The following is a 22,278-nucleotide window of genomic DNA, read 5'->3' as shown; positions in this document are numbered from 1 at the left end:
AACATTTCCATGGTGATCACCCTTTCTCTCCTGCCTAGAAATTAGGCAGGGCAAGTAGAACACCTGGGTCAGTTTTGAATCGGCACTAGCACTTTGGCTGGGTCAGTTTTCGGTCAGCCGCAACAGCCTAAGTACTAAAGCCTTCGACAAAGCATGTAGAGCTGCAGGAATAGAGAACTTCCGGTTTCATGACCTGCGGCACACGTGGGCAAGTTGGCTGATTCAATCCGGAGTAGGGCTTGCTGAACTCCAAGAGCTTGGAGGGTGGGAGTCGGTAGAAATGGTGCGCAGATATGCCCACCTTGCTCCGGATCATCTCCATAAGCACAGCCAACAAATTGACATCCTTATGGCAGACTTTAGGCATACCGCCAAGGATGACAAAGAAAAATGGGTTAGCGCGGTAACGCTAACCCATTGAAGTTACTACATTTATATTGGTGGGCCCGCACGGACTTGAACCGTGGACCAAAGGATTATGAGTCCTCTGCTCTAACCAACTGAGCTACAGGCCCGAAAGGGATTAACCCTCGCTAGCCAAGCTGTCGAGGAAACTCTTCAATCGCTCGGAACGGGTCGGGTGACGAAGCTTACGCAACGCCTTTGCTTCAATCTGACGAATCCGCTCACGCGTCACATCAAACTGCTTACCGACTTCTTCCAGCGTGTGGTCAGTGTTCATTTCAATACCAAAGCGCATACGCAACACTTTGGCTTCACGCGGGGTCAGTGTATCGAGCACATCCCGCGTTGCGTCGCGCAGACTAGCATAAACTGCGGCGTCCACGGGAGCTAAATTGTTCTGATCCTCAATAAAATCGCCCAAGTGAGAATCGTCGTCGTCGCCAATTGGCGTCTCCATCGAGATCGGTTCTTTAGCAATCTTGAGTATCTTACGAATCTTATCCTCAGGCATATCCATCCGTTCGGCTAAAGTCGCTGGATCAGGTTCAAGCCCTGTTTCCTGCAAAATCTGCCGGGAGATACGATTCATCTTGTTGATCGTTTCGATCATATGAACCGGGATACGGATAGTACGTGCCTGGTCAGCAATCGAACGGGTAATCGCCTGCCGAATCCACCAAGTGGCGTATGTCGAGAATTTATAGCCGCGACGGTATTCAAACTTATCTACCGCCTTCATCAAACCAATATTGCCTTCTTGGATCAAATCCAGGAATTGCAAACCACGGTTGGTATATTTCTTTGCAATCGAGATAACCAAACGCAGGTTAGCCTCAATCATTTCACGCTTCGCACGGCGAGCCTTTGCTTCACCGGTCGACATCTGCCGATTGATCTCTTTCAGATCTTTGATCGGCAACATCGCACGGGTCTGAAGCTCTGTCAGCTTCGACTGCTTTTCCATCACTGCGTGCTGATAACGCTCGAGAATAGCCGCATAGGGCTTACCGGACGATATTTCATTCTTGACCCAGTCAAGATTGTCTTCGTTACCTGGGAACGTCTTGATGAAATGCTCACGTGGCATCTTCACCTTATGTACGCATATGTCCATGATTTCGCGCTCATAGCCACGAATCTCATCAACCATATTACGAACACTGTCACACAGATTTTCTACCTGACGGGCAGAAAAACGGATCTTCAAGAATTCCGCAGATACCTGTTCTTGCAAAATCAGATACTGCTTGCTGTGCGGACCATGCTTTTCCAATGCCTTGAGCATCTTGTCAAACAAAGCACGAATCACTTCAAAGTGCTCGCGAGCCTTGTTCTTCAGCTCTTCAAGGTTGGCTGCCGCGGCAGCGCTGCCGTCATCCTCATCACCCTCATCGTCGCCTTCAAGCTCATCGTCTTCAGCGTCCGTTTCTGGCAGATCAGGGCCCGGTAAAGCTTCTTCTTCGATCGCATTTGGATCGATGAAATCATCCACTACATCGTCAATACGAATTTCATCGGCCAACGCACGATCGACCATGCCGATAATATCGGCAACAGTAGTAGGACAAGCCGAAATGGCTTGTACCATGTGCTTGAGGCCTTCTTCAATCCGCTTGGCGATTTCAATCTCGCCTTCCCGGGTAAGCAGCTCAACCGTGCCCATCTCACGCATATACATGCGGACGGGGTCTGTGGTACGACCAAATTCTGAGTCTACTGTGGAGAGCGCGGCTTCGGCTTCTTCCGCCACATCATCGTCAGCAACGGCCGCCGGCGTAGCGTCAGACATCAACAGGGACTCAGCATCTGGCGCCTCGTCATATACCTGGATGCCCATATTGGTGATCATACTGATCACGCCTTCGATCTGCTCGGCGTCGAGCATGTCTTCTGGCAAGTGATCGTTGATCTCAGCATACGTCAGGAAGCCACGTTCCTTGCCGAGTACGATCAAGTTTTTAAAGCGCGCTTTACGTGCTTCGCTATCGAGCCGCGGTTCTGCGTCTCGCTTGCTTTCTGACTTGTCGAGGTCTTGATTTGCCGCCATGTGGGGTAATCTCGAATCTGATACGGTGAAACGGAAAATAATACCATGGATTTCGCCAAACCGGACGAAATTCCTTACTTTTAAACCTGTCCTGCGCTCAGGCTATAAAGGCCTGGCATTCACTTTCAACCATGCTTTCAATAAACTACGTTGTTACTTATAGAAGCTTAGCCAGCCGTACACAGATTTGCTCGATCTGCCCTTCACCGTCCCAACATAATCAGTCGGCTATATTCCGCCCGTTCTTCCACACTTAGACTGGATAAACCTTTAGCGGCCAGCTCTGCCTGTCGGCGTGCCGCTCTCGGCTTTTCCATTAACAGCAGGTAGCGTTCCAATGTCTCTTGCCAAGTCTGCGCAAGAATCTTTTCATCACCATCCCGATATACATCGCGACTTCCAGCAAATGCACGGGCTAATAAGTCATAGCACGGGCTGTCACGCAAAGCTTCGAGGATATGCCCGGTAGCAGGAACTTGCGTCTGCTCACCTACGAAATCGACCAACTGCAGAATCGCCTTCATCGAAGGTGTGATCTCGCTTTCCGGCAATTCATTTTGTGGCAACTCAAGAGCATATTTGGGGGCTGTTACCAGCAACTGCAAGAGCTCAAACCCCAAATCATAAGCCCGACGCTCTCCGGCAGACACGCCATCCTTCCTCATAAAGTTCTGACGCCCAGCTTCAGCATTTCCCCAGCGCCTGTTCTGCCTACCGATAGCTTTTCCTTCTACAGCACCTGCCTGCGACATACTTCCACTGGCTTCCCGTCCCTTGGTAGTGACAACTTGTGCAGCCATAGGCGAAATACCGCCCAGTAGCTGCACGACTTCAACCGCATCCAGCCCAGCCATTTCTGCAAGCTTCTTGCGTAACAACATACCCAACGCTGGCGCCTTGATCTGCTCCACAAGCGGCTTGGCCAGGAATAGGAACTTGGCCTTGCCTTCTTCGGTCTCCAAGTCCACCTGCGATGCGAGCTCTCTGCAAAGAAAACCAGCCAACCCCAGTGCTTCCTGGTCGATTAATGTCTCGAACGCTTCCGGACCAAACTCGCGAATATAGCTATCCGGGTCATGCTCTGCAGGCAAGAATAAAAAGGCTAGCGCTTTACCATCACTCGCCTGCGCAAGGCTATTTTCCAAAGCTCTCCACGCTGCTTTTCGACCCGCCCGGTCACCATCAAAACTGAACACCACCTGGTCCGCCAAGCGCAACAGCTTTTTCACATGGTCAGGCGTGCAGGCAGTACCAAGCGTTGCGACAGAATACTCAATACCCAGCTGCGCCAAAGCCACCACATCCATATAACCCTCAACCACCAACACGCGGTTTTTGGCTCGGATTGCCTGGCGCGCCTGCGGCAATCCATAAAGCTCCAATCCTTTTTGAAATAAGGGCGTTTCCGGGGAGTTCAGGTACTTTGGCTCACCTTGGTCAACCACGCGGCCGCCAAAGCCGACAACTTGGCTCTTCCCGTTCAGGATCGGGAAGAGGATGCGGTCACGGAATCGATCATAGCGCCGGCCCGTCTCTGAATGATCAATGACAAGGCCAACTTCATTCAGTTCTTGGTTGGTGGCGTAGTCGCTAAAACACTCCGCCAAAGGATGCCATCCATCCGGGGCGTATCCGAGCCCAAACCTGGCGGCAACCTGGCCACTAAGCCCGCGTCGTTTCAAATAATCAATAGCCCGGGCGCTGTGTTTGAGCTGATTACGATAGTAATGCATGGCTCGCGTGTTCAAATCCACCAAGCTGCTTTGCTGTTGGCGACGGGGCTCATCATTACGGTGCCCTTCTGCCTTTGGCACTTGCATCCCTACGGATTCAGCGAGTTTTTCTACGGTGTCCTGAAATCCTAAGCCTTCATATTCCATGACAAAGCCGATAGCAGAGCCATGCGCCCCGCAACCAAAGCAATGGTAGAACTGCTTCGTCTGACTCACCGTGAACGAGGGAGACTTCTCCTTGTGAAAAGGACAGCAGGCAGCATAATTCTGGCCCGCTTTCTTAAGGGGCAAATAGCGTTCAACCACCTCAATGATATCGAGACGGTTAAGCAGGTCTTGGATGAATTCTTCTGGGATACGGGCCATAGAGACAAGTACAGCAACAACAGCAAAACGCCTTGGCGCGTGTAATGTATTTGTACGAACTTACTGGATACGTGACTTAACCAAACCAGACACTTTGCTCATATCAGCTCGGCCAGCCAGTTTAGGCTTGATCTCGGCCATGATCTTGCCCATGGCCGCCACATTGGCGCCATGCGTTGCAATGGCCGCATCCAAAATCGCTATGATTTCTGCCTCGTCAGCCTGCTTCGGCATATAACCATCAAGCACCCGCATTTCCGCCTTTTCGATGTCCGCAAGATCTTGGCGGGCAGCGGCTTCGTACTGGCTGATTGAATCACGCCGTTGTTTTTGCATCTTGTCGATAATCGCCACAATCTGTTCGTCGGACAGCTCAATGCGTTCATCCACCTCGCGCTGCTTCATCGCAGCCAGCAAAAGCCGGATAGTACCCAGACGTGCCGTATCCTTCTCACGCATAGCTGTCTTCATGTCATCGGTAATACGTTGCTTCAGGCTCATGATGGGACTCGATTAGGTTGTAGATGGGCGAAAGAATACGCAAGAATCTATTTTAACTACGCGGCAGTGGCGCAGCCGTACTTTACACCAAGCAGCCAATGGCTCCAGGTAGGTGTACCCACTCTGTTTTTTTGTGCTGTGCTTCACTCTGCCGAGCGCTGCTTGCCACAAACCGTGAGCAGCACCAGTAAAACACAAGGCCGTCAGTATAGATACTGACGGCCTTTGTGCGGTGCGCCCTCTCTATAAAACTCCGACAGGACGCGATACTGCAACCACGCGTAACTACGTCAAACTGCACGCATTACGGTACGCGGAAAACGCTGCTTAGTAGTACTTCTTAGGCAGCATCTGGCTGCGAATGCGCTTGTAATGGCGCTTCACAGCGGCAGCGAGCTTACGCTTGCGTTCGGTGGTCGGCTTTTCATAGAACTCGCGAGCGCGTAGTTCGGTGAGAAGACCAGTCTTTTCCACCGCACGCTTGAAGCGGCGCATGGCTACTTCAAACGGCTCGTTTTCCTTGACGCGTACATTTGGCATGAAAATCAGTCCTACTTTCTAACTGAAAGGGTTAATAAAAAACACGGACCTAGATTTTACCAGCGCCAAAAAGGAAATAAAAGACTGATTTGCAAAAGAAATCAGCCAGATATCCAATCAATTGCCGCACTCCACACGCAGCTTACGTAGCAGACTCAATCGTTGCGGCAATATCTCACCGCGTTCCAGCGCAGCTATCAACGCACAGTTTGGTTCTCTATCATGCCGGCAATTATGGAAACGGCACTGGCCAATATAAGGACGGAATTCCGGGAAAAGCGGTGTGAGCTGGTCTGCAGCAAGATGCCGCATGCCGAACTCCTGCAAACCGGGGGAATCAATCAGCTCACCACCATTTGGCAATCTATAGAGGGTGGCATGGGTGGTAGTGTGCTTTCCTGAATCCAACGCCAGGGAAATCTCATTGGTGCGCGCATTCACTTCAGGCAGCAAGGCATTGACGAGCGTCGACTTACCCATCCCACTCTGCCCGACAAATACGGAAGTCTGATTTTCCAGATGGACCCATAGTGGTGAAACATCCTGCTTCGCAGATAGTTCCACCATGGGGTAGCCCAAAGCACAGTAAGGCGCGAGTACTTGACGGGCAGATGCCGTCTCTAGCAAGTCGGTTTTATTAAGAAGAATGAGCGCACCAATTCCCGCATCCTCCGCCGCCACAAGACATCGGCTAAGCAGTTCTTCATAAAAGCTGGGGACTGCCGCCAATACAATCACAATTTGCGTGACATTGGCGGCGATCAGCTTCTCGCGCCACTCATCCGAGCGATACAACAGGCTGTTACGTGGCAAAACCCGCTCTATTACGGCCTGCTTCTCATTCAACACACCCACTTCGACCTGATCGCCAACTGCGTAATCAGTTTTTTTCTTGCGCGTCGTAGCGATATAACGCTTGCCTTCAGCCAACTCTACAATAAAGGACTTACCGTGTGACTCAATGATGCGCGCGGTTTCCGTCATTCAACCAGCGCATCCAGTTTGGCGGCACAGACGAAGTCGTTACGGCTGAGGCCGCTGACCGAGTGCGTGTCATAAGCGACTTCGCAACTGTTGTAACAGACGTGCAGTTCCGGATGATGATCTTCCCGGTGCGACACATAGGCAGAAGCGTTCACAAACGCCAGCGTCTCGTAATAGTTGGCGAAACGGAAGGTCTTGACCAATTTACCATTGGCCACAGACCAGCCCTTTACCTCCATCAATAACGCTTGTACCTCAGCATCGTTGAGCTGCATAACTTTGGCTGGGCAATGCTCTTGTACGAGTGACATCACGCTAACCTTTCAATCAACCCTGGCGCAGCGCAGCAACGCGTAATGCGGCAGGTGGGTGGGAATCATAAAACAGGGAATGAAGCGGATCGGGCGTCAAGGTACTGGCATTATCCCGGTACAGCTTCACCAATCCGGAGATCAAAGCATCCGCACTGCTTACCGACGCGGCATACTCGTCAGCTTCGTACTCACGCTTGCGCGAACCACGACTGGAAAGCCAACCGAAGGGGAAGGTAAACACGGGCAGCGCCAGGAAAAACAATGTCAACGCAGCCGCAGTGGATGGCACCGCCACCCCCAGGCCCGCATAGAACCAGCTGGCGTTCTTCAGATATCCCAGCAAAGCCAGTGTCAATAGGCCCAAGCCATACATCACCACCATACGCTTGACGATATGCCGGCGCTTGTAATGCCCTAGCTCATGGGCCAGTACAGCCTCAATCTCCACAGGCGTAAGCCGTTCAATCAAGGTATCGAAAAACACGATGCGCTTGGTTTTGCCAAAACCCGTGAAATAGGCATTACCGTGGCTGGAGCGCTTGCTGCCGTCCATCACAAATACGCCATTGCTCTCAAACCCGCACTTGGCCAATAGATTATCTATTCTTTCTTTAAGGCTGGCATCGGAAAGCGGTGTGAACTTATTGAACAGCGGTGCAATAAAAGTGGGATAAACCGCCATCAGGGACAAGCCGAAGGCAACCCAGGCAGCCCAGGCATAAAACCACCATAAACTGCCGGCGACGTTCATCAACCACAGTACAAGCGCCACCAACGGTAAGCCAAGCACAATGCCTAGCACGGTGGATTTGATGAGATCGAGCAGAAAAGTCTTGGGGGTAGTCTTGTTGAAACCGAACTGCTCCTCCAACACAAAGGTGGAATAGAGCGAGAACGGCATGGACAGGAAGGTGCTGATTGCCGTCAGCCCTCCTATCAACAGGATTCCCGCCCATATACCACTACCAGCCAGGCTATGGGCAATGGCATCGAGCCAACCAAGACCACCACCAAACGTAAAGGCCAACAATACGATCGCTTCCCAGCAGATCACCCAGCGTGCAAGTTGCACTTTGGCTGCAGTGTAATCCGCAGCCTTCTGGTGAGCCGCCAGTTCAATATCGCTGGCAAAGTCGGCTGGCACTGCCGCACGATGCGCCAGCACGTGGCGAAGGTGGCGGGTCTTAAGCCAAAGTTGTAAACCGGTGGAAAGTATCAGGAACGCAAGGAAGACGAAGCTGAAATCGTGAGCAGACATATACGCAGTAATGTAGTGGCACGGGGGCCTGTGAGACAATACACCTATTCTACGCGAGTCGCCTCTCCGGTGCTCATGCTCAAACGTTGCGCCTCCTGCATATGAGGCAGAAAGTTTGATCTCAGCCCAGCCGCTCGCCGACTTACCAACGAAACATGAGAAAGCGCCAACAATGGCTCAAGACGCAAATCACCTGATCTGGCTGGATATGGAAATGACCGGTCTGAATCCTGATACCGACAAGATTATCGAGCTTGCCGTCGTCATTACCGATAGCGAACTCAACACGATCGCTGAAGGCCCAGTATTGGTGGTTCATCAGCCAGACAGCATTCTTGATGGCATGGACGATTGGAACAAAAACACTCACGGTAAGTCCGGCCTGACTGATAAGGTGAAAGCATCGACACAAAATGAAGCGGCGGTAGCCGCCCAGATGCTGGCTTTTCTTGAATTGCATGTACCCAAGGGCGCAAGCCCCATGTGCGGCAACACCATCCACCAGGATCGCCGCTTTATGGCGCGCTGGATGCCCGAACTGGAAACCTGGTTTCACTACCGGAATCTGGATGTCAGCACTATCAAGGAATTATGCAAACGCTGGAAACCCGAAGTCGCCAAAGGCCTTAAGAAAACCGGTCGGCACGAAGCGTTGGCGGATGTATACGAGTCGATCGACGAACTGAAGTATTACCGTGAGCACTTCCTCAAAGTCTGATGTCTGCTACAGCAAATGAGTATCTCGAACCATATTGTGGACTTGGCAGAGCAGTTGGGGCGCAACCTCGCGTCCCGCCAAATGCGTGTCACTGCCGGTGAAAGCTGTACGGGTGGTGGTATTGCCAACGCCATTACAGAAATCGCCGGCTCGTCCGGCTGGTTCGATATGGCTTTCGTGACCTATTCCAACGAAGCCAAAAGCCGTTTGCTTAATGTACCCGTTGCCACCTTGGCGCAGTTCGGTGCTGTCAGCGAAGAAGTCACACGCGCCATGGCAGTGGGTGCGATGCAATCTGCACAAGCAGATATCGCCGTCGCTGTGTCTGGCATTGCCGGCCCCAGCGGCGGGACCGCGCAAAAACCTGTCGGTACTGTCTGTTTTGCCTGGGCGTACCGCGATCAAGTCGAAAGCGAAACTCGCCTTTTTGCCGGCGATCGCGCCAAGGTACGCGAGCAGACCATAGAGCATGCCCTTACGGGCCTTATCCAGCATCTGAACAAAGTCGACTCATGACCACCATCGTCGTTGTCCGCAAGGACAATCTGGTCGCCATAGCGGCCGATACCCAATCCACCTTTGGCGACACCCGCCTGGGGCACCTGCACGACGCGCAGCCTGACAAGATCTTCTCCTCGCACGGCAGCCTTTTCGGTCTGTGCGGCTCTGCTGCGCATGATCTGGTACTACAAGCCATCCTGGCCAAAACCCGCACCCTGGATTTCTCAAACCGCGTGGGTATCTTCGATGCTTTTCGCAAGTTGCACCCAAAGCTGAAAGAAGACTTCTTCCTCAAGCCCGAGGAAGAGGAGGATGACCCCTATGAATCGAGCCAAATTACCGCGTTGATTGCAAACACGCATGGCATCTTCGGCGTGTATTCAATGCGGGAGGTCTATGAGTATCGGCACTATTGGGCCATCGGTTCCGGTCGGGACTTCGCTATCGGCGCAATGCGTGCTGTTTATGACGACCCAGGCCTTAGCGCAACGGACATCGCCCGCATCGGTGTGGAGGTCGGGTGCGAATTCGATGTGGGCTCTTCTTTGCCGATGACCTTGCAAACAATAGAACTCGCCCCAACCAAATAAAGCGATTTCAACAATCTGAAGAGCCTGTTCAAAGACTTATGGGCAGGTGCAAGACAAGGCGAAAACACCCGAGGAAGCACAGTTTCCAAATGGTAAATGCGTGTTCCTGGCATGTATTTGACGCCATATTGCCGACGCACCACAGACTTTGAGCAAGTTCTAAAACTAAGATGCGGGCACAGCACTCGCATGACTTGAAAGACCGACATGAGCCAAGACACCCTGCAACGTTTCCTGTTCGATACGGCCCCCGTTCGTGGGGAGGTTGTACGCCTTAGCGACACCGTGAACGAGGTGCTCAAGCGCCGGGAGTACCCGCAGGTTATCCAGAAGTTGATCAGTGAACTGATGGCCGCTTCCGTCTTGATGACGGCCATGTTGAAATTCGAGGGTTCGTTGATCATGCAACTGCATGGCAAGGGCAAGCTCAAGCTGGTGGTTATCGAGTGCGAGTCCGACCTGACCATGCGTGCAACCGCCCGTTGGGACCAGGAGTCAGATAAGCTCGAAGATGGACCGCTGGCAGAACTGTTAGGCGAAGGCCGGTTCGTGATCACGCTCGACCCCACTACCGGCGGCCAAACCTATCAAGGCGTGGTGGGCTTATCAGGCAATAGCGTGGCCGCCATCATCGAGCACTATATGTACAGCTCTGAACAGCTTGATACTCGCTTGTGGTTAAGCAGTGAAAACGGTGTTGCAGCTGGCCTGATGCTGCAAAAACTACCGGCTGGCCACGGTGACCCCAATGCCTGGCAACATCTGACCACCCTGGCTGAAACCATTACCCCAAATGAGCTGAGCTCTCTTCCACCCCAGGAGTTGCTCTATCGCCTGTTCCACCAGGAAAGCGTACGGGTAATGGCAGAGGAACACCCTCACTTTGGTTGCCGCTGCTCAAGAGAGCGGGTAGGCAGCATGCTCAAGATGGTAGGCCGGGAAGAATCGGAATCGGTACTGGCCGAACGTGGCTCGGTGGAAGTCGACTGCGACTTCTGCAATCAGCACTACAGCTTCGATGCAGTGGATATTGCCCAGCTGTTCAGTGGCGACTTACCTAACGAAGCGCCAACAACTCGGCAGTAACGTTGAGAATGGCTCAACAAAAAGGGACGCTTTGGCGTCCCTTTTTAATTTACCAAGCTCGTTTAGCACCGGGCTGATTAGGCCACCTGCGGTGGGTTGCGCAACTTGATATGCAACTCACGCAGCTGCTTTTCATCCACCATATTCGGCGCTTGTGTCAGCAGACACTGGGCGCGCTGCGTCTTCGGGAAGGCAATCACGTCACGGATCGACTCAGCACCAGCCATCAAAGTAACCAGGCGGTCCAAACCAAATGCCAGACCACCATGAGGTGGCGCACCGTAAGCCAGGTTTTCCAACAGGAAGCCGAACTTGTTCTGCGCTTCCTCTGGGCCAATGTTCAACGCTTCGAACACGGTGGATTGCATATCGGCACGGTGAATACGGATCGAGCCACCACCCAGTTCCCAACCGTTCAACACCATGTCGTAGGCACGTGCCTTGCACTTGCCCGGGTCGGTCTTGAGCAGATCGACATGTTCAACCTTTGGCGACGTGAATGGATGGTGACAAGCAGTGTAACGCTTGCTTTCCTCGTCGTACTCGAACATTGGGAAGTCCACCACCCACAATGGCTTCCAACCACGGGTAAAGAAACCACCCGCTTCGCCTTTTTCATGGCCGATCTTGATCCGCAAGGCACCAATCGCCTCGTTCACGATCTTGGCCTTGTCTGCACCAAAGAAAATGATGTCGCCATTCTGCGCGCCAGTCAGCTCCAGCGTCGCCTTGAGCGCGGTTTCGGACAGGTTCTTGACGATGGGTGACTGCAAGCCGGTTTCGTTCGGCTGGGTGACATCGTTGACCTTGATGTAGGCCAGACCACGTGCACCATAAATACCGACAAACTGGGTCCAGGCATCGATCTCGGAACGGGTAAACGCCGCACCACCAGGTACACGCAAGCCAACCACCCGGCCGCCTTCCATGTTGGCAGCACCGGCAAATACCTTGAAGGCCACGTCCTTCATCACTTCGGTCAGCTCGGTGAACTTAAGATCCACACGCATATCCGGTTTGTCGGAACCGTAGTAGAACATCGCGTCGTCGTACTGCATACGCGGGAACTTGCCCAGGTCCACGCCGATGGCTTCCTTGAACACGTGAACCGCCATCTCCTCTGTGATATCCATGATCTCGTCCTCAGAGAGGAACGAGGTCTCGATATCGATCTGGGTGAATTCAGGCTGGCGGTCCGCACGCAGGTCTTCGTCGCGGAAGCACTTGGTGATCTGGTAATAACGATCGAACCCCGCCACCATCAGCAGCTGCTTGAAAAGCTGGGGCGACTGCGGCAACGCGAAGAACTGGCCATCGTGCACACGGCTAGGGACCAGATAATCACGTGCGCCTTCCGGAGTCGAGCGGGTCAACATCGGCGTTTCCACGTCGATAAAGCCGCGGCTGTCGAGGAAGTTACGCACTAGCAGCGCCACTTTATAACGCAGACGCAGGTTCTTCTGCATTGCAGGACGGCGCAGGTCGATAACGCGATGCTGTAGACGGGTCAGCTCACTGAGGTTTTCATCGTCAATCTGGAAGGGTGGCGTGTTGGCAGCGTTCAGAATCACCAGCTGCTTGGCCAGAATTTCGATCTCGCCTGAAACCAGGTTGGCGTTGGCAGTACCTGCCGGGCGTTCGCGCACAATGCCGGTCACTTCAATGACAAATTCGGAACGAACCGTATCAGCAAGGGCGAAGGCCTCTGGCGTATCCGGGTCAATCACTACCTGCACGAGGCCTTCGCGGTCACGCAGGTCAATGAAAATCACACCGCCATGGTCGCGACGGCGATGCGCCCAACCTTTGACAGTAACGGTTTGGGAAAGAAATCGCTTGTCGATCAAGCCACAGTAATCAGTACGCATACCAGTTCCAATATATTGGGATTCGCCCACGCAGGGCGGAGAGAAGCCAGAATCAAATGAGATAGGGATTTAACGGGCTAAGCAGGGATAGCCGCTTAACCCGGTAGATTTGGATTGACAGGGTCGGGACGCAGCAGCGCGGGCAACCTGGGGGTTGGCGAAACCACGCCCATTGAGATCACGTATTTCAGGGCTTCATCCACACTCATGTCGAGTTCGATGGTTTCGGATTTTTTCACCACGATGAAATAACCCGAAGTCGGGTTAGGCGTGGTGGGTACATAAACCGAAACATGCTCGCCATCCAGTTGCGAAACAATTTCATCAGCCGGCGTACCCGTCAAGAAAGCCACGGTCCAGGCATTATTGTGCGGGAAGCGCACCAGCAAGGCTTTGCGAAACGCATTGCCGGAATCAGAAAGCACGGTGTCGGACACTTGCTTGACCGAACCGTAAATGGATTTTACCACCGGGATGCGCGCCAGGATGTCTTCCCATACCTTCACCATGCGCTGACCCAGGATATTGGCAGTCAGAAAACCGGTGGACAGTACGATCAGCACCACGCAGATCACCCCTATCCCTGGAATGTTCACACCAAGCACGTCACGCGGGCGACTCCCTTCCGGCAGCAACAGCAATATCCCGTCCATCGCGCCCACGAGCGTGCTGATCACCCAGAGGGTGATGCCCAGCGGCACCCAGATCAACAGGCCGGTGACAAAGTAGCGCTTCATGCGATGGCTTTCAAATTATTCAGTATTCATGTTTAGTGCGAGTGGCCACAGTTACCCGAGCCACAGGCCGGTGCAGCTGCAGGTTCAGCAGCGGGTGTGCCGCTGGCGGCAGTTGAACTTGCGCCACCTTTAAAGTCAGTTGCGTACCAGCCCGATCCCTTCAATTGAAAGCCAACCGCAGATACCTGCTTGGCAAAGCTTTCCTTCTTGCATACCGGGCAAGTCGTGATCGACGCATCAGAAATCTTACGCAGAACATCCGCACGATGGCCGCATTCATTACATTGGAAATCGTAGATCGGCATAGCCGTTATTCCCCAGAACCAGAAAAATCCAATCAAAGCCGGGCATTATAACGCAGCCCCGAGCTAGCGGTGATGTGTCCTCAACGAGGCGCTGCCCAGCTCAATCATCAACGAACAAAGCCTCTCATCAGCACAAGTGACGGTCTATCGCAGCAACCATGAACGACAAACCAAAACGCAACGTGGAAATACGTAACATCTCCGCGGTTTGACGCGCCAGACAGGCGTCCCGTAGGCTTGCGAAAATTTTTAAACGTTGAGGAGACCGATACGATGCGTTTACATATAAGTCTGATCTACATGCTGCTAATGCTGGCAGCCTTTCCAGCCTTGGCGACTGAAGCCACCAGCCCTGTAGGCTTTTGGAAGAATATCAGCGACAAAACAAACAAAGCCGAGGCCATCATCCAGATCTGGGAAGAGAATGGTGAGCTTCATGGCAAGTTAGCCAAGATTTTCGACCCTAAAGAAGCGACTTGCACCGCCTGCAAAGGCAGCAAGAAAGACAAGCCACTGATTGGTCTGGAAATCATCTGGGGAGTTAAAAAGAACGGGGACGAGTGGACCGGCGGTGAGATTCTCGACCCCAGTAGTGGCGATATCTACAGCGTGAAAATGAGCTTGGCAGAACAAGGCCAACAATTGAAAGTACGCGGCTTCCTGGGCATCTCGCTGTTTGGTCGCACACAGACCTGGTTACGCGACCAATCCCAGTAGCAAGTCAGCACTTGTATGCTGGTGCCAACACTTTGTATAAGTAACCCAAAGCAGAGCTTCACGAGCTAGGACAAGACAAAGCCGAAACACCTAAGAACCTGTTTACGATCTTACCGCACAGCTGTGGATCAGTGCTGCGCTAGTGAGTGTCATCATTCCCAGTGCTTGATTCCCAGAATATAAGCCCCAGAATAGCCCGCATGACCAAACGCTATGCTCTCTCTGATGCCCAATGGGAACGCATCAAGCATCTACTCCCCGGACGTCAGGGACAACCCGGCGTAACCGCCAAGGACAACCGCTTGTTTGTCGATGCCGTGCTCTACCGCTACCGTGCCGGCATCCCTTGGCGGGATTTGCCCCCACGCTTTGGCGACTTCCGGGTTGTCCATCTGCGCCACTCGCGTTGGAGCCGATCCGGGGTCTGGCAGCACATCTTCGAAACCTTGACTCAGGAAGCGGACAACGAATACGCCATGATCGATTCCACTATTGTGCGTGCCCATCAGCACAGTGCGGGAGCAAAAGGGGGGATGCGGCGCAACAAGCCATTGGACGCAGTCGAGGTGGACTGAGCACCAAGATTCACGCCACAGTCGATGGGTTAGGCAATCCGACTGGTTTTCACCTTACGCCAGGGCAGGCATCAGATCTGGAAGGGTCGGACATCTTGCTGAAGGATACCCCGGCTACGACAATCAATTGCCGACAAGGCTTACGATGCACAAGACAGGGTGAGAGCGCCTTTGGAGCAGGCGGGTAAGACGGTAGTGATCCCCACCAACCGATCAAAATAACTGAACCACAGCGCTTCAGGATTGATCCGTTTCAGCATACTGTGGGACTAAACGCCTTGCGAACGGTGTGGAACGAAAGCTGTCGAATGCGGCTGCAACTTGGCTGTACCGCACCGATGTACGTACCTCATTCGACCTCTCTAAAGCAAAGTGCCGGCTCCCGATAGTGAGGATTGCAAGAGTAGGCTCGGTAACGGTAGTCCAGCACAATCAGGCCCTCATCCGTCGTAGAACCAAGTAATGCTTAATAGATTTTTTCTCCTTGCAGCAATTCCGATTGTTTTTCTTACGAAAGCCAATGCAACGCTTGTATGCCCGCCTAATGTTTACCCACCTCTGCCATCATGTAACGGTCTGACAAAAGAAAAAATCGACCAGGCTATACAGGCAAGTAACCAGGCATGTTTGAGCCAACCTACATATAGAGGACAGCAGCAATGCTTTGGGGCCATTCCAGAAGGGTATTCGCATAATTATAAATTCGGTTCAGGTGACCCTATCGTCCTAGACCTGAAACCCAGATCAAATCATGACCCCAAAACAGATCCGATACAGAGCGAAGATGAACCCATTTGTTTCAAACGGTCAGACAATGGGGAAGAGGTCTGTACAAAGGGTGAGCCCAAGCCGCCTTTCAAATAACCACACGAGAAACCGGCTTGAACAAGTTCAACATCGCTTATTTCCCGTATGGTTCTAGATCTTTAATTTAATTAACCGTTGTAAATACTTGGCAGCACGTTATTCGTTCGATTCAAGTTGAAGCTTGATCAGCAAACAAAATAGGTGGCGCAGGGGGTGTAATCCGGTTGCTAGCCACCACGGACCTGCTCGATTTACAATGTGCTCATTGTTTGCATGATTTGTATCCTTCAATGCGTTTGCTTTGATTCATTCACCGTATTCTCCTCTGTACCCCACAAGAACTCAAAGACCCTTATGTAGTGCGGTCGAATTCGCCTATTTCCGCCACTGACCTCTACCATTTCAATAGAGACTAATTCCTGCATGATGGTTTCCCTTCAATGTGAAGACTTATTTTTTTATAGAAGTAGCGAGTTGTTTCGCAGATTGCTGATTCAACTGTTCCGCATACTTCAGTTTCGCCAAGAACAGCGAATAGGAGACATACCGCTTAATGGCACCTCCACAGATCTGATCAAGTTCAGGTCGATTTAATTCCTGCATGCTTTTAATCCTTCGTTGTAATAACACTATTGCAAAGCTGAGTCAGCACTATTATTGGTGCTGGCGTATAGCACGTTGAGTTTGGTATATCCGATCAATCATATAGTGACCGATAGCAGGAGACCACGGTGTTCTAAACTGGATATTTCCTCCTACGATTTGCTCCAATTCAACGAGAGTTAATCCTTGCATGATTCGTAACCTCACAAGTGGTCAGTCATTGTTATTGCCTAGAGTTTGTTGCCAGTTTTGTGCTTCCTTTAAGCACAACTTCACAAAATTCACGTGCAATAACTTGGACACCATACATTTTGGTTCTTCCACCACCACTGACCTGCACAAGGCTAGCGTCTTTCAATTCCTGCATGATTTCATTCCTTTAATTCGATGACCCCTAATGTTCGGCGACAGCTTGTTGTTTTGTGCATCGCTTATTGCGCAATGCCAAGTTCAAAAGATCCATCACCGACAACACAAAGGGAATAGCCTGTTTTCTACATCCACCACTGACCTGTACCAGTTCAATCTTGCTCAATACCTGCATGCGTAATAACCTCTGATTACCCGTTAACATTGCTCGGTGTAGGTTGTTGCATCAACACGGCTTTCAATCTGCCATCACGCAATATAAGACTCATACACAATTGAAACGGGTCGCGAAACAACAACCCACCATAGACTTGCGCAATCTCTGCGGTACTTAAGTGCTGCATGTTGTTTTCTCCTTCATTCATTAATACGCCAAGCACGTTAAATTCACCCAAGCTCGTCGCCCTGGACAAGATGAAACATTAGTTAAATTTGATTTATCTAAGTTCGACGGCCACAGCATGTTGTCCGTTTGTTGCGGCCTTGCCGTCAGCTACGCCTTAGCTGCTCCGCAGAACCTACTTACGATCCAGAAATCCCAACCAATTAGGCTCAGTCTTGAACTAATTACATTGAATTGTCAGGAGCCAGCTCCATGACAAGAACAGGAAACACCACGGTGATTGACATTGGAAACAGGTAAAACACAGCTGGAAATAGATGACGCCCTCGTTCAGCACCTGCTAAGTGCCCAGTTCCCGCAATGGGCAGCCTTGCCTATCCGCTTAGTCTCACCTGGAGGATGGGACAACAGGACATTTCGGCTCGGCGAACATATGCTCTTACGTATGCCAAGTGCCGCAGACTACGCATCGCAGGTAGAAAAAGAACAACAGTGGCTACCAAGACTTGCACCGTTGCTGCCCCTTCCAATTCCAGTGCCGCTAGCTATCGGAAAACCTGCAGCTGGTTATCCATGGAAATGGTCTATCTATCGTTGGCTTGACGGTGACACAGCTAGATCTGCGCAGATAGCTGATCCACACGACTTTGCGACCGGCCTCGCGCAATTTCTCATCGCCTTGCAAATGATCGATACCAAAGGTGGGCCGCCACCTGGACCGCATAGTTTCTATCGCGGAGGAGCACTCACGATCTACGACGCTGAGACACGGGCCGCGATCGCCGCCCTGAAGAGTAAAATTGATGCGGCTGTGGCAACTGAAGTTTGGGAGGCAGCACTCAAAACGATTTGGCGTGATCCTCCAGTGTGGGTTCATGGCGACATCAGTCCCGGCAACTTGCTGGTGAAAGCGGGGAAGTTAAACGCCGTCATCGACTTTGGACAATTGACGGTTGGCGACCCAGCATGTGACTTGGCAATTGCTTGGACATTCTTTACTGGTGAAAGCCGGGAAGCTTTCCGCACGATGCTGCCATTCGACCCAGGAACCTGGGCTCGCGCTCGTGCCTGGACCTTATGGAAATGCCTGATCATCGCGGCAGGCCTCATAGACTCGAACGATACCGAGGCTGCACAGCCCTTACGCATCATTAATGAAGTACTTACGGATCACAGGGTTAAGACCTGAGAACCTGTTCAAAGTCTCACGAGCCAGAGCGAGACTTTGAACAGGTTCTGAGCGATGGGCTTGATCACGTATTCAGGTAAGGCTGGCGCCACGCCCACCGTACAGGCTGGGTGCCAACATGACTTCGGTCATTGCAAAAACACTGAATCTCTCGCTTACACGAGCAAGCGTTTACTCAGTACTGTTCAGCTTGGCGAATGCTTCTTCTGTGAGGGTAGAAAGCATAGAGAAGTAATGCGCCCTGGTCTGTTCTGATAAGGGAATGACCGGGCCGATACTGAGCAGCTTATCCGCCGCAATGGCAGGATCAAAAGACGAAGTAAATGGCGCTGGTACCGACGCAAAAGTGACCTTTTTGCTTGCCACAGCCTTATCAAGAAGCTCCTGGACCTCAAAATAACGGGGAAGGCGGGCTGCAGTCAGCACCATTCCATCGAAAACCACATACACATCGGTAATACCCGGAATCGTATATTTCGCCACTGCCGCAACCAGTGGCAGGTTGGTATCTGCTTCATCTTCGTCGCCAAGCCCGACAGCGATTTTTGAGGCAGTACCAAATAGACGCAATTCAACGCAATTCGGATCAATAACCAGCCGCTTCAGCGACAGCAGATTGCTTGATGTATTCGATACCCGAAACCGTGTAGCTAACATCCCTTCCCCTTTCTGAAGCTGGCTATTATCAAAAACCAATTACACATACACCGATGACAAAATACGGCTTACTCCCCAGCCACCATCATCCGTTCGATCAACACCGAACCGATATGCTTGCTACCACGTATCTCGATATCCGAACCGATGGCGACAATATGCTGGAACATTTCCTTGAGGTTGCCGGCGATTGTCACTTCCTCCACCGGGTGGACGATGACGCCATTTTCTACCCAGAAGCCTGCCGCCCCACGGGAATAGTCGCCCGTAAGGCCATTCACGCCCTGCCCCAGCAGTTCCGTTACCAACAAGCCGGTACCCAGGCGTTTTAACATGTCCTGGAAATCCCCAGCGGTTGGTTTAACCAGCAGGTTATGGCAGCCACCCGCATTACCGGTACTCGCCAAGCCGAGCTTACGCGCTGAATAGCTGCCAAGCAGGTAGCCACCCAACACCCCATCCTTGACCAGATCACGCCGAATACAGGCTACGCCTTCGGCATCGAAAGCCGAGCTGGCCATACCGCGTAACAAAAATGGGTCTTCAACGATATTTACCAGCGGTGCAAATACCGGCTCGCCGATTGAATCAAGCAGGAAACTCGCTTTACGATATAGGGCGCTGCCTGATACCGCGGAAATAAAATGCCCCATCAGGCCGGCAGCCTGACTTGGGTCAAACAATACTGGGTAATCACCGGTCTTAAGCCGGCGTGCACCCAATCTGGCCAGAGTACGTTGCCCGGCTTTCAAACCTACCGAGGCAGCAGGGTCCAGGTCACTGGCGGCACGCGCGCTGGTATACCAGTAGTCGCGCTGCATTGCGTTGCCATCCTGGGCAATCACCGCACAGGAAATCGAATGCCGCGAGGTATGGCTGGGGCCAATGAAGCCATTGGAGTTGCCATATATCGACTGGCCCACATGGCTCGACACCGTTGCACCTTCTGAATTGCTGATGCGTACATCCACACCACGTGCGGCCCCTTCGCAACGGCGTGCCAATTCAATGGCTTGCTCAATAGGCAGAGCCCAGGGGTGGTAAAGGTCCAGATCGGGGAATGAAGTGGCAAGGCGGTCGGGGTCGGCTAACCCCGCTGCGTCATCTGCCGCGGTATAACGAGCAATTGCCAGTGCAGCAGCAACGGTTTGCTCAAGGGCACCTGGCGAAAAGTCGGAACTGCTGGCGTGGCCCTTACTCTGACCGATATAAACCGTAACGCCCATACCTTTGTCACGGTTATATTCGATGGTCTCCACCTCGCCCAAGCGCACCGTAACATTTTGCCCAACTCCTTCGGAAACATCGACATCGCAAGCACTGGCCCCACCTTTTTTGGCATAGCTCAGCACTTGTCGCACCAAGTCGGTCAATTGGTTTTCGCTGAAGGAAAGCGTCGATTCGTTGGCTAGGGTCATGGGCAATCTCGTATCTGGTGGCAGCACCGTGCTGCCAGGAAAATGGGGGCGTGAGCAATAAGCTCATATCGGGTGCGACGCTGTTTTCGCCATCCCAGCTCTATATGACTATACAGTTTTAAGGTTTGTGTTTTTCTGGCTTTAGTTATGGGTATAAGCCGAAAAGTCATGCTGCCTGGTAAACCGATGCAAGACAGCTTTGCTTCAAGTATGGGCAAGCTGACGACTTAAAAACAGGCATCGACGACACTTGGCAAATACGCAGCAGACTCTGAATTGGTTCTTAACTTCCAGGTGTCCGGTATCATAGCAGTCCAGATACTTTCCAGCCCTCACCATGTCCCGCAAGCCCAATACCGAACAAGACTTCGACTCTACATTTGATGGCGATGACGACATCGAATATGTCAGCAAAAGCGCCATGAAGCGCGAAGTGGAAGCCCTGCAGGACCTGGGCGTGCAGCTGATCGCCTTGTCCAAAGGGCAGCTGAAAAAGCTCAATCTGCCGGATACGCTGCTCACCGCCATTAAAGACGCGCAAAAGATCACCGCCAACGGTGCAATTAAGCGCCAGCGCCAGTATATCGGCCGGTTGATGCGTGACGTCGACCCCGTACCGATCCAAGCTTTTCTCGATAGCCTGCGTGGCGATAACGACAGGTTGAATGCCTGGTTCCACCAGTTGGAACGCCAGCGTGACGAGCTGATCGCCAGTGACGAAGCCGTTGCCAAGCTGATCGCCGAACACCGCGATATTGATATCCAGCAGTTACGCACCATGGTGCGAAATGCGCGTGCCGAACGGGCGGCCAACAAGCCCCCCAAACATTTTCGTGCACTGTTCCAGTTCATCAAGGAGCTTTCCACCGAACCCTCCTTAACCGTGTCTGCCGATACCGACGATGATGAGGAAGACGACGATGCCTGAAACCGGCTTGAAAATCGGCCTGTTGTCAGTCAGCGACAGGGCCAGCAGCGGCGTGTACAAGGATAAAGGTATCCCAGCGATGGAGGACTGGCTTGCCAGTGCTATCAGCACGCCGTTTAGTACCGTCAGCCAGCTGATTCCCGATGAACAGGCGCAGATCGAAGCAACATTGAAAGCCCTGGTTGACGACGAAGGCTGTGGTTTGGTGCTGACCACAGGCGGTACCGGCCCCGCTCCACGTGATGTCACCCCTGATGCAACCCTCGCAGTGGCCGATCGCGAAATACCCGGCTTCGGCGAGCAGATGCGCCAGATCAGCCTGCGTTTCGTGCCCACCGCCATTCTGTCGCGCCAGACCGCAGTGATCCGCAAACAGGCGCTCATCCTCAACCTTCCCGGCCAACCCAAAGCCATCAAAGAAACCCTGGAGGGTTTGAAGGACAGCGAGGGCAAGGTATTGGTGCCGGGCATTTTCGCGGCAGTACCCTACTGCCTGGACCTGATCGGTGCAGCCTACATCGACACACACGAGCCAGTCGTCAAGACTTTCCGCCCAAAATCCAAGTAACAGGCCCTATGCCGTTGAGAAGTAAGAAGCTGTCTTGAAAACCAAATTGCGAGAAAATCAAGCCCTCAGCATTACTTGTGACTACCCTTGGCTTATCCAACCGATCTGACCGAGCAACACTGGAACCGCATTGCTCACCATTTTCACCCCA

At 52.5% G+C, this 22,278-nt stretch carries 24 protein-coding genes, 1 tRNA gene and 1 pseudogene; 10 read left to right on the top strand and 16 right to left on the bottom strand.

Annotated elements, in window-relative coordinates; all coding sequences use genetic code 11:
* Positions 1-97 precede the first annotated feature (97 nt).
* Complete coding sequence (locus ACUHMQ_RS16650) at positions 98-421, top strand: tyrosine-type recombinase/integrase (RefSeq protein WP_445296586.1); 324 nt, start codon at positions 98-100, stop codon at positions 419-421.
* A gap of 17 nt (positions 422-438) precedes the next feature.
* Here the strand turns inward: ACUHMQ_RS16650 and ACUHMQ_RS16645 are convergent.
* From ACUHMQ_RS16645 to ACUHMQ_RS16610, 8 genes are all read right to left on the bottom strand, one after another.
* Positions 439-515, bottom strand: a tRNA-Ile gene (locus tag ACUHMQ_RS16645).
* Between the two features lie 8 nt (positions 516-523).
* Entirely contained in the window at positions 524-2,452 is a 1,929-nt protein-coding gene (gene rpoD, locus ACUHMQ_RS16640; protein WP_445296585.1) for an RNA polymerase sigma factor RpoD, read from the bottom strand.
* 203 nt (positions 2,453-2,655) lie between these two features.
* On the bottom strand, positions 2,656-4,551 hold the full coding sequence (dnaG, locus tag ACUHMQ_RS16635) for a DNA primase (protein ID WP_445296584.1): 1,896 nt from the start codon (positions 4,549-4,551) through the stop codon (positions 2,656-2,658).
* A 60-nt stretch (positions 4,552-4,611) separates the two neighbouring features.
* Positions 4,612-5,052, bottom strand: a complete 441-nt coding sequence (locus ACUHMQ_RS16630) for a GatB/YqeY domain-containing protein (RefSeq protein ID WP_445296583.1) — start codon at positions 5,050-5,052, stop codon at positions 4,612-4,614.
* 327 nt (positions 5,053-5,379) lie between these two features.
* On the bottom strand, positions 5,380-5,592 hold the full coding sequence (rpsU, locus tag ACUHMQ_RS16625; RefSeq protein ID WP_072427461.1) for a 30S ribosomal protein S21: 213 nt from the start codon (positions 5,590-5,592) through the stop codon (positions 5,380-5,382).
* A gap of 117 nt (positions 5,593-5,709) precedes the next feature.
* Entirely contained in the window at positions 5,710-6,576 is an 867-nt protein-coding gene (gene rsgA / locus ACUHMQ_RS16620; protein WP_445296582.1) for a ribosome small subunit-dependent GTPase A, read from the bottom strand.
* Entirely contained in the window at positions 6,573-6,887 is a 315-nt protein-coding gene (locus ACUHMQ_RS16615; protein ID WP_445296581.1) for a 4a-hydroxytetrahydrobiopterin dehydratase, read from the bottom strand. The genes rsgA and ACUHMQ_RS16615 overlap by 4 nt, the downstream gene beginning before the upstream one ends.
* Before the next feature lie 16 nt (positions 6,888-6,903).
* Positions 6,904-8,148: a M48 family metallopeptidase gene (locus tag ACUHMQ_RS16610; protein ID WP_445296580.1), complete on the bottom strand. Its 1,245-nt coding sequence runs from the start codon at positions 8,146-8,148 to the stop codon at positions 6,904-6,906.
* A 172-nt stretch (positions 8,149-8,320) separates the two neighbouring features.
* Here ACUHMQ_RS16610 and orn point away from each other — a divergent pair, with 172 nt between their 5' ends.
* From orn to hslO, 4 genes are all read left to right on the top strand, one after another.
* Positions 8,321-8,866, top strand: a complete 546-nt coding sequence (orn, locus tag ACUHMQ_RS16605) for an oligoribonuclease (protein WP_445296579.1) — start codon at positions 8,321-8,323, stop codon at positions 8,864-8,866.
* 15 nt (positions 8,867-8,881) lie between these two features.
* Positions 8,882-9,382 carry a CinA family protein gene (locus ACUHMQ_RS16600; protein WP_445296578.1) on the top strand — a complete coding sequence of 167 codons (501 nt, stop codon included), beginning with the start codon at positions 8,882-8,884 and terminating at the stop codon, positions 9,380-9,382.
* Positions 9,379-9,957: an MFS transporter gene (locus ACUHMQ_RS16595; protein WP_445296577.1), complete on the top strand. Its 579-nt coding sequence runs from the start codon at positions 9,379-9,381 to the stop codon at positions 9,955-9,957. Before ACUHMQ_RS16600 ends, ACUHMQ_RS16595 begins: the two co-directional genes overlap by 4 nt.
* Positions 9,958-10,164: 207 nt before the next feature.
* On the top strand, positions 10,165-11,043 hold the full coding sequence (hslO, locus tag ACUHMQ_RS16590) for an Hsp33 family molecular chaperone HslO (protein ID WP_445296576.1): 879 nt from the start codon (positions 10,165-10,167) through the stop codon (positions 11,041-11,043).
* Between the two features lie 77 nt (positions 11,044-11,120).
* Here hslO and aspS read toward each other — a convergent pair whose 3' ends face one another.
* From aspS to ACUHMQ_RS16575, 3 genes are all read right to left on the bottom strand, one after another.
* Positions 11,121-12,911: an aspartate--tRNA ligase gene (aspS, locus tag ACUHMQ_RS16585; protein WP_445296575.1), complete on the bottom strand. Its 1,791-nt coding sequence runs from the start codon at positions 12,909-12,911 to the stop codon at positions 11,121-11,123.
* Between the two features lie 95 nt (positions 12,912-13,006).
* Positions 13,007-13,648, bottom strand: a complete 642-nt coding sequence (locus ACUHMQ_RS16580) for a DUF502 domain-containing protein (protein WP_445296574.1) — start codon at positions 13,646-13,648, stop codon at positions 13,007-13,009.
* Positions 13,649-13,680: 32 nt separating this feature from the next.
* Positions 13,681-13,953 carry an FmdB family zinc ribbon protein gene (locus ACUHMQ_RS16575; RefSeq protein WP_445296573.1) on the bottom strand — a complete coding sequence of 91 codons (273 nt, stop codon included), beginning with the start codon at positions 13,951-13,953 and terminating at the stop codon, positions 13,681-13,683.
* A 273-nt stretch (positions 13,954-14,226) separates the two neighbouring features.
* Between ACUHMQ_RS16575 and ACUHMQ_RS16570 the strand changes: the two genes are divergently transcribed.
* Together ACUHMQ_RS16570 and ACUHMQ_RS16565 are read left to right on the top strand one after the other, a co-directional pair.
* Entirely contained in the window at positions 14,227-14,670 is a 444-nt protein-coding gene (locus tag ACUHMQ_RS16570; protein WP_445296572.1) for a DUF2147 domain-containing protein, read from the top strand.
* 200 nt (positions 14,671-14,870) lie between these two features.
* Positions 14,871-15,452: pseudogene (locus ACUHMQ_RS16565) on the top strand (IS5 family transposase); the annotation flags it as partial.
* A gap of 1,426 nt (positions 15,453-16,878) precedes the next feature.
* Here ACUHMQ_RS16565 and ACUHMQ_RS16560 read toward each other — a convergent pair.
* Positions 16,879-17,022 carry a hypothetical protein gene (locus ACUHMQ_RS16560; RefSeq protein ID WP_445296571.1) on the bottom strand — a complete coding sequence of 48 codons (144 nt, stop codon included), beginning with the start codon at positions 17,020-17,022 and terminating at the stop codon, positions 16,879-16,881.
* A gap of 193 nt (positions 17,023-17,215) precedes the next feature.
* A complete protein-coding gene (locus ACUHMQ_RS16555; protein ID WP_445296570.1) occupies positions 17,216-17,368 on the bottom strand; it encodes a hypothetical protein in 153 nt (50 codons plus the stop codon).
* A 285-nt stretch (positions 17,369-17,653) separates the two neighbouring features.
* Here ACUHMQ_RS16555 and ACUHMQ_RS16550 point away from each other — a divergent pair, with 285 nt between their 5' ends.
* Complete coding sequence (locus ACUHMQ_RS16550; protein ID WP_445296569.1) at positions 17,654-18,556, top strand: aminoglycoside phosphotransferase family protein; 903 nt, start codon at positions 17,654-17,656, stop codon at positions 18,554-18,556.
* A gap of 171 nt (positions 18,557-18,727) precedes the next feature.
* On the opposite strand, the gene ACUHMQ_RS16545 is transcribed toward ACUHMQ_RS16550, so the two are convergent.
* Together ACUHMQ_RS16545 and pmbA are read right to left on the bottom strand one after the other, a co-directional pair.
* Positions 18,728-19,213 (bottom strand): hypothetical protein, encoded by a 486-nt coding sequence (locus tag ACUHMQ_RS16545; protein WP_445296568.1) that lies wholly within the window; start codon positions 19,211-19,213, stop codon positions 18,728-18,730.
* 68 nt (positions 19,214-19,281) lie between these two features.
* Positions 19,282-20,631 (bottom strand): metalloprotease PmbA, encoded by a 1,350-nt coding sequence (gene pmbA / locus ACUHMQ_RS16540; RefSeq protein ID WP_445296567.1) that lies wholly within the window; start codon positions 20,629-20,631, stop codon positions 19,282-19,284.
* Positions 20,632-20,968: 337 nt separating this feature from the next.
* On the opposite strand from pmbA, the gene yjgA reads away from it, so the two are divergent.
* Positions 20,969-21,559 carry a ribosome biogenesis factor YjgA gene (yjgA, locus tag ACUHMQ_RS16535; RefSeq protein WP_445296566.1) on the top strand — a complete coding sequence of 197 codons (591 nt, stop codon included), beginning with the start codon at positions 20,969-20,971 and terminating at the stop codon, positions 21,557-21,559.
* The gene (gene mog, locus ACUHMQ_RS16530; protein WP_445296565.1) at positions 21,552-22,127 is read left to right on the top strand and encodes a molybdopterin adenylyltransferase; all 576 of its coding nucleotides are present in this window, start codon (positions 21,552-21,554) and stop codon (positions 22,125-22,127) included. The genes yjgA and mog overlap by 8 nt, the downstream gene beginning before the upstream one ends.
* Here the strand turns inward: mog and ACUHMQ_RS16525 are convergent.
* The coding region (locus tag ACUHMQ_RS16525; protein WP_445296564.1) for a hypothetical protein at positions 22,099-22,278 on the bottom strand (180 nt) is incomplete at its 5' end. The genes mog and ACUHMQ_RS16525 overlap by 29 nt on opposite strands.

It is taken from the genome of Chitinimonas violaceus, assembly GCF_052601015.1.
Note: the sequence above shows the minus strand (reverse complement) of the source record. Positions and strands in the feature narration are given on the sequence as shown.